The organism is Pirellulales bacterium (assembly GCA_035939775.1).
In the GTDB taxonomy this organism is placed as follows: domain Bacteria; phylum Planctomycetota; class Planctomycetia; order Pirellulales; family DATAWG01; genus DASZFO01.
In genome coordinates this window covers 1-8,457 of sequence record DASZFO010000190.1, presented here as the reverse complement: position 1 = coordinate 8,457, position 8,457 = coordinate 1, and the positions used below count along the sequence as shown (strand labels likewise).

Annotated in this window: 3 protein-coding genes; all 3 read left to right on the top strand. The window is 59.5% G+C overall.

All coding sequences use genetic code 11. The features are described from left to right. The first annotated feature begins 17 nt into the window (after positions 1–17). On the top strand, positions 18–7,187 hold the full coding sequence (locus VGY55_12305; GenBank protein ID HEV2970744.1) for an Ig-like domain-containing protein: 7,170 nt from the start codon (positions 18–20) through the stop codon (positions 7,185–7,187). 79 nt (positions 7,188–7,266) lie between these two features. Beyond that, the gene (locus tag VGY55_12300) at positions 7,267–7,527 is read left to right on the top strand and encodes a hypothetical protein (GenBank protein ID HEV2970743.1); all 261 of its coding nucleotides are present in this window, start codon (positions 7,267–7,269) and stop codon (positions 7,525–7,527) included. A 179-nt stretch (positions 7,528–7,706) separates the two neighbouring features. Continuing rightward, the coding region (locus tag VGY55_12295) for a hydantoinase B/oxoprolinase family protein (protein HEV2970742.1) at positions 7,707–8,457 on the top strand (751 nt) is incomplete at its 3' end.

Sequence of the window (8,457 nt, the reverse complement as noted above, 5' to 3'; positions counted from 1 at the left end):
CCAGCCACTACACCGTCGTGGCCAATCCGACGCCGGGGCTGGCATCGGGCAGCGTGGCGCTGAGCCTGGTGGCGGGCGGCGCCACCGATGCCGCCGGCAATGTCGCGCTGGCGGCCAACCTGGCGAGCCTGGACAGCCAGGCCATCGATACGGTGGCTCCGACGGTTGCGATCAACATCAGCAACACTGATCTCACTGTCAGCAACAACACAGCAACCGTAACATTCACTTTCAGCGCAGCACCGACCGCGTTCAGTCTTTCCGACACAACGGCTACGGGTGGCACGCTTAGTAACCTGCAGCAGACTGGCCCGGCGGTCTGGACAGCATTGTTTACTGCGAACAGTAACACTCAAATCACAACGGCGTCGGTCGGAGTGACAGCGGGAAGCTATCAGGATGCTGCGGGGAATCCGGGCGGGGCAGGCAGCAGCGGGAACTTCTCCATCGATACCATCCCGAATTCGTGGGCCAATCCGGCTGGCGGAAGTTGGGCCGACCCGACGAACTGGAGTTCCGGGACCCTACCCTCAAGCTCGGCAAATGTTCAGATATCTCCATTTGGTACCACGCCATACACGATTACGATTCTTCCCGGCACGACAGTGGTGGTCAACTCTCTCACGATAAGCGACCCCAATGTAACGCTGCTGGACGAGTTTTCGCTTTCGATTCTGGCTTCGTTGGTGACGAGCGCTGGCTTGCTCCAGGTGTCAAATGGCGGAACGCTCTCGGTTGGAAGCGCTGCCGGCTTCACCGTGAATTTTGCCGGAACGGGCGGCAATCTGGCACTGGTTTCGAGTTTTACCGGTACCGTTGATGCGATATCCACCGCAGACGGAGCGGTGACGATTGCCGGCGCCGGGAACGTCACTTCAGCTACTGGCGATGCGGTCGATCTCCTGGCAACGGGAGGTACTGCGAATCTGGCTGTTGGCCTGACCGGAACTATTACAGGCGCGGCAAATGGCATAACCGTCACTCAAAATGCGTTCGGCAACGTTGCCGTCACGACATCCGGCCCAGTCGGCGGCGAGGCGGGCTACGGGATATTGGCCGTGGAAAGTGCCACGGGCAGTGGCAGCATTCAGGTTGGCGGCTCCGGAAATGTGTCCGGCGGCAATACCAATGACGGAATCCTCGCTGAGATACTGAACGCCGCGGATGGCAGTGGCGTCACCGTCAACCAGACCGGAAGCATCAGCGGCGGTTACGACGCCATTCACGCGCTTACGGAGGGCAATGGAAATGTAATGATAACGACGGGACCGAACGCGACCATCACTGCCGGCCGGTTTTATGGCATCGAGGCTGATTCAACTGGCACCGGCAGCATTTCGGTAATGACCACGACAAACGACGTCATCACGTCAGGCAGCGCCGGAATCGTCGCGGTAAATCTGGCCACATCGGTCCCGCAAGTCGGCGGGGTTACGACGAGTTCGATTTCGATCATGACCGTCGGTACCATCGACTCGGGCTATCAGCTTACCGGTAACAGCAACAGACCAGCTGGAATTCTTGCAGGCTACCTTGGCAGCCAAACGGGCACGCCGAACGCCGCCGTGTTCGGAAACGTCGTTGTCGACAATTCGGCGAATATCAATGCCGCGGGCGGCGATGGAATCCGCGCCTTCAACTACGGCAGCGGAAACGTCGCCGTCCTTGATCTCGCCAGCACGACCATCGTTGCTCCACAGGGATTTGGGGCGGAGGCTGCCGGCTTCGGGACCGGGAACGTCTCCATCTCGACGGTTGCGAGCGATATCATCGACTCCGGTTCCAGCGGCGTCAACGCGTTCAACCTGGCAACCGCGCTTGCGGCCGGAGCGGGTTCGAGCGCAAGCGTGTCGGCCTCGGGCACGATAAATTCGGGCGACTATCTGACCCCGAACGGCTCTCAGCCGGCGGGAATTTCCGCTGGATACGTTCCAGGGTCCGCGAGCACGCCAAATGCCAACGTCAACGGCACTGTAAGCATCGACAACTTTGCCAACGTCACCGCTTCGGCCGGCTGGGGGATTGACGCATTCAACTGGGGCAACGGCAGTGTGACGCTGACCGACGAAGCGAACACGACGGTGTCGGGCGCTCAATACGGCATCGCCGCCTATTCTCAAGGCCCGACTTCCGGAAGCGCAACGATCAACGTCCTCACCGGCGCAACAATATCCGCCGGTTCTCTCTATGGTTTGAACGGCATATCGGCGTTTGCGAATAACGGCGGGAACGTTTTGGTTACGACCACCGCTGGCGATGTGGTCAATTCCGGCGGTATCGGAATCGCGGCGGGCAATTCGGCGACAAGTGCGCCCGCCACCAGTGAAATATCCATCACGACCGTCGGAACGATCAACTCGGGCTTCGACATGCCTACGGGCGGCGGTTTCTCAGGTGGAATCTGGGCGGGGTATGGAGTCGGGACCGTCAACAGCAACATACTGGGCAACGTCCTTGTTGATAACAGCGCCATTATCAATGCGGCGTCCGGGGCAGGAATAGGGCTTTACAATTGGGGCGTCGGCAATCTGACGGCCACTCTCGAAACTTCCTCGGCGATAACCGCGCAGGCTATAGGCGTGAATGCCTACGCACTCGGCGGCGGGAACGTATCGATCAATAACAAGGGTACGATAACGGTCGCGAGCGGCATCGGAATTTCCGCCGGCACAGGCAATGGAGTTGCCAACAGCGTCAACGGCATCGTTTCCATTACCAACTCGGGAGCCATCAGTGCCCTCGGCTCATCCTTCAGTCCTGTCGTGCAAATCAATAACGACAGCACGCAAGGCGCGACTTTCACCAATACCAGCACAGGGTCTGTCATCGCCGCCGATTATGCGGTAAGCGGCTTCAATTTCTCGGTCGCAGACTATGTCGGCGCCATTACCATCAACAACTCCGGCATTCTATCCGGCGACGTGCAGCTGGGCACGGCGACCATCAACAATAATGCGGGCGGTGTCTGGAATATCCGCGGCGCCAGTTTCTTCGGCTCGGGCGCCAACACAATCAACAATTCCGGAACCATCAATTTCAACGGCGTGAGCTCGTTGACGGCGGGAACGCTTGCGCTGGCGAATTCCGGTACCATCAACGTCAACGCGGGTGCAACTGCCCAGGTCGGAGGTGCCGTATCGGGCAACGGTTCGTTCACGATCGGCAATCAGGCCGAACTCGAAATCGTGAACACCGTCGGTCCAGGGCAAACCATTACTTTCAGTCCGGGCGGCGGGTTGCTGACGCTGGACAATCCGACCGGTTTCAGTTCGACGGCGACGATTGTCGCACCAGCCACCGGCGACGCAATCCTTCTCGAGGGTATCGCGGTTTCAAGCGCGAGCAACAGCGGTTCGATCACGGAGGTGGGCGGCTCGACACTGACCTACAAGATTTCGGGTGCGCCGGCCGCGGACACATTCAGCGTGCTGTTCAGTTCCGCCGGCGGGAGCGAAATCGTGCTTGAGCCCTCGGGGACTCATTTGACCGGAGCGAACGCCGCACAATCATTCACGCCGACCACGGCGCAGTTTTATCAGCTCGCGGCCAACGCAACTATTACCAGCAGCACCGCGAACGGGCTGAATATCGCAGCCACGGATAGCCTCTCGACCGATACGATCAACGTTGAAACCATCCAACCTTCTTCGATCACGGTGACGGGCGCCTTTGCCGGGATCAACGTTTCCACGACCGGTGCCAATATTGCGATCACCAGTGCGGGCAATGTTTCGTCGTCCGGGGGCGTCGGCATTTCCACGAGCTCCCTGACCGGTTCAACGACGATCGTCGACTATGGCAATGTAAGTGGAGCCTCATTCGCGATCGAGGGCGTTACAACCAGCGGATTACTCACGATCTTTGTTGGTGGAACGGCGCAAATTACCTCGGCAAACGCGAGAGGCATTTTTGCAGTTACATCATCCGGCAGTTCCGAGGTGACGACGTTGGCTGGGGTGACCATCAACGCCGGTGGCGTCGGCATCTTTGACGAGGACGAGGGAACCTCGGTCCCGCTCGCCGATAATAGCTCGATTACGATTGCGGCCGCCGGCACCATCAATTCGGGACTTGTCACGACCACGAGCGAACCCTCGGCGATCCTGGCGGCCTACTTCGGCGGAGTGAGCCCGCCGGCCAATATACCAAATCCCCCGCTCGCGGGAATTTTCGGCAACGTTGACGTCAGCAGCACCGCCACCATCACCGCCACCAGAGGAATAGGCATCAACGCCCAGAATTACGGGACAGGAAACGTCTCTGTTTCCAATTCCGGCTCGATCACGGCGACGGCCGCGGGAACGACGGCTTCCGGCTTCGCCCAATACGGAATACTCGCCATCAGCTACGGGGTCGGCAATGTGTCGGTCGTCGATGCCACAGGCAACACGATCGCTTCGGGATGCACGGGAATTCTCGCCGAGAACCAAGCCACGGTCGTGAGCGCGGCCGTGCCGGCCAACGTCACCGTCGTCGCACTGGGAACGATTGATTCGGGTACGAACCTGAACAACAGCGGGTCTGCACCGGCCGGAATGCTCGTAGGCGTCGATCCTGGAGTCGCAGATGTGTTCAATGCCAACGTCCATGGCAACGTGCTGGTGAACTATGCCGGCAGCATCACCGCCGCTGCGGGCGATGGAATGCGCGTATTCGACTATGGCATTGGAAACATTGCAATCAACGTTGGGGGCAATGCGACCATTTCGGCGCTGAATTCTGCCACCGCCTCATCGGGGAATGCCCCCTATGGCATTGGAGCCTTCAATTACGGGCCAGGCAATATCGCGATCACGACGTCGACGGGGGACCTGATTTCGTCCGGCAGCACTGGGATAGATGTTGTCAACCAGGCGACAGTTATCGCTGCCTCGAGCGACTCGCTCGTGACCGTCAATGCCGAAGGGACCATCAATTCGGGGACCATACTGAACAATAGCAGCTCTTCACCCAGCGGTATCTCGGCGGGATTTCTTGGTGGAACGACAGCGACAGCCAACACAAACGTGAACGGCAACGTCATCGTCAACAACGATGCCAATATCACGGCGGCGGCAGGCCTGGGCATCGATGCGTATAACGAAGGAAACGGAAACGTAACCGTCAACGACGCGGCCGGAACGACCGTGGCCGGTGTTCAATACGGCATACTTGCGTCCGCCCTGGGCGGAGGGACTGGCAACGTCGCGGTCAACGTCTATTCCGGCGCAACCGTAAAGTCGACGTCCGGCGACGGAATAGTTGCGACCAGCACCGATGCTGGAAACATATCCGTGATCACCTCGTCTGGTGACGTCATCGACTCGGGAAGCGAAGGAATCAACGCCGTTAGCGAGGCCGCGACGATTGCTGCGTCGGCAAATAGCTCAATTACGGTAACTGCCGTCGGGACGATCAATTCTGGTACCGCTCTATCGAACGGAAATCCACCAGCCGGAATCGTGGCGGGTTATCTGGGCGGAACTGCCACTCCAACGACCTTTCCGCTGACGGGTCTCGACGGGGACGTCGTCGTCAATAATTTTGCCAACATCAATCCCGCCTCTGGAGATGGCATCAGGGCTTTCGACTACGGCACAGGAAATATCGTTGTAAGCGACGATGCGGGATCGATCACGCTTGGTGGTGCGAGTCCTGTCAACGGGTTTGCAGACGGGATTGGCGCGTCGAATTTTGGCGCCGGTAACATCGACGTATCGACCAGCGCCGGAATTCTGATCGATTCCAGGAACGGAGGCTCGGGGATCGTCGCGCTGAACAAGGCTCCGGCGCCTTGGCCGGGCAGCTCATTTTCTGTTCCATCAACGAGCTTCGTTTCGGTCCTGGCCTATGGAACGATTGAGTCCGGCACTGTGCTGTCCGGTTCTGGTGACCCGGCCGCGGGAATCCTGGCCGGCTACAATCCCAACAACACAGATACTGTCGACGGCAATGTTCATGGCAGCGTCTCGGTCGACGATTACGCATCCATTCTCGCGCCGGCGGGCACCGACGGTATACGCGGCATCAACTACGGCACCGGGACGGTAACGATTATCGCTGAAGCCGGAGCAACCATTAACGCCGGACGGAGCGGCATCAGCGCGCTCGGCTTCGATGGCGGCGATGTAAGCGTCACCAACTACGCGACAGTGACCGGTACGACCGACGCAATCGATGCCACGACGACTTCAACGGGCACCGCGGCAATCGACAATTTCGGAACGATCACCGGCGTTGTTCTCACTGGCAATGCGACATTCCACAATGAGGTTGGCGGCCTCTGGAACCTCACGGGCGCCAGCACTTTCACGGGCGGCACGAATATCCTCACCAATGACGGCACGATCGATTCCACCGGAACGGCCAGTATCACCAGCACCGGGGTCGTAGGCTTCATCAACAACGGGACAATCAATGTCCAGTCAGGCAGCCTCGATATTGGCGCTGTCGTCGCTGGGACCGGAACCTTCACGATTGCCAACGGGGCAACGCTTGAGTTCAACGGCCCAGTAGGGGCAACTGTCAGCTTCCTGGGTGTTCAGGGGACCCTCATCCTCGATCACTCGCTGACCCAGCCGTTCGCCGGGCAAATATCCAACATGAGCGCAAATTCGCTCACGCATGACAGCATTGATCTACTGGATTTGACCTGGACCGGGTTGGGATCGGCCAATTATGTCGCAACGACGGCGACCAGCGGCGTCCTGACCGTCAGCGACGGAGCCGGTCACTCCGAAGTGTTCGATCTCGTCAACTACACGGGAGCAGGAATTTTTACGGTACAAAAGGACAGTGGCAACGGCACGCTCGTGTTCGATCCGCCCGCCACCAGCCAGAGCACCGGTCCCATGGTTGTGCATGATCCGGGTCAGGGTGTGACACCGGTGACGATGCTGGACCCCGGTCCCGCCCAGAATACGGTGGTCGCGACTGCCCCGGATCAGACGTTGAGCGGCTTTGGTGCCAGCGATACCTTTGTGTTCAATTTTGCCGGGGTCGGCCACACAGTGTTAACGGATTTTCATCCCCTTTCTGATGTTCTCCAATTCGATGAATCGATTTTTGCGAACACCCAGGCCGTTTTGAGGGCCCTGCACGATGATGGTCACGGCAACACGGTGATAACGGTCGACAGCCATGACGTGATCACACTGACCGGCGTACCGAAGGCGCAACTGCACGCCGCTGATTTCCATATCGTCTAGTGCGATTCCACTCGAATTGCGGTCGATTTTTGCGAGGGCCCAACGAATGAGCGAACGGCCGAGAGGGGTTTTCGAAGGATTGATCAAGAACCAGCGTAATGGCGCAGTCCATTCCGTTCGAAGCGACGGCCGCTCGGCCGCTCCCCCCATCGCCAAAGGCGCCCGCTTCGGAATGAGCACACTCGGAGCAGCGCGCAACCCGCGTCTCGCCGAAAAGCAAGGCACCATTGTCGGCGGCAGCCGACTCAATAGCAGCGTTCGCGTCCTGTTCGATGGTCGCAAATCACCGATGTCACTGCATCGCGATTATATCAGGCTGATCCCGTCTCAACCGGAATAAAAAATTGTCCCCGCCGGCCTGCGCTGGGCGCTCCAGAACCGCTTCGGCGCAATTGTCCAAGCAAATCCTCGAAATGCGGCCGAGCCGCGCGGAGTAGTCATCGGACTGGCCCGTCGAGATTGCTTTTTTCCAGGCGTTTCTCCAATCTCGCCAAGTCGAATTTTTCAAACTGGAAACCCATGTCCATCGAGATCGACCCGATCACGCGATCCGTCGTCCAGCACCGGCTGAGCTCGATCGTGAGGGAAATGGGTGAAGCCATGCTTCGCACGTCCTATTCCCAGATCCTGAACTCCAGCCGGGATTTCTCGCTGGCGATTTGCGACACTAGGAGCCGCCTGATCGCGCAGGCTGACCATATCCCTGTACATGTCGGCGCATTGCCGTGGGCTACCCTGGCCGTCGAACGACGTTTCAGTGATGTTCGGCCGGGTGACGTCATCCTGCTCAACGATCCCGACCATGGCGGCAGCCATCTTCCCGACCTGACGGCATTTGTCCCGGTCTTCGATCGACAGCGGCGGTTGCTCTGGACCATCGTCCGGGCACACCAGAGCGACATCGGCGGCGCCACCCATGGCGGCTACAATCCGTCCGCCACCGAGATCTGGCAGGAGGGGCTGCGCGTCCCGCCGATCAAGCTCTACGAGGCCGGACGGTTACGCGACGATCTCCTGGACATGCTGGCACTGAATATCCGCAATCCCCGCGAGTTTCGCGGCGATCTGGCCGCCATGGTCGGGGCCGCGCACCTCGGAGAACGCCGGTTGTCGCGGCTGTTTACGGAATTTGGCGCCGCTGTCGTCGAGGCTGCAGTGGAGACGATTCTTGATGCGGCCGAGGCGCAAACCCGCGCGGTAATCTCGACGTGGAAGGATGGCGAGTTTCGCGGCGAGGCATTTCTCGACGACGATGGCCATGGCCGCAATG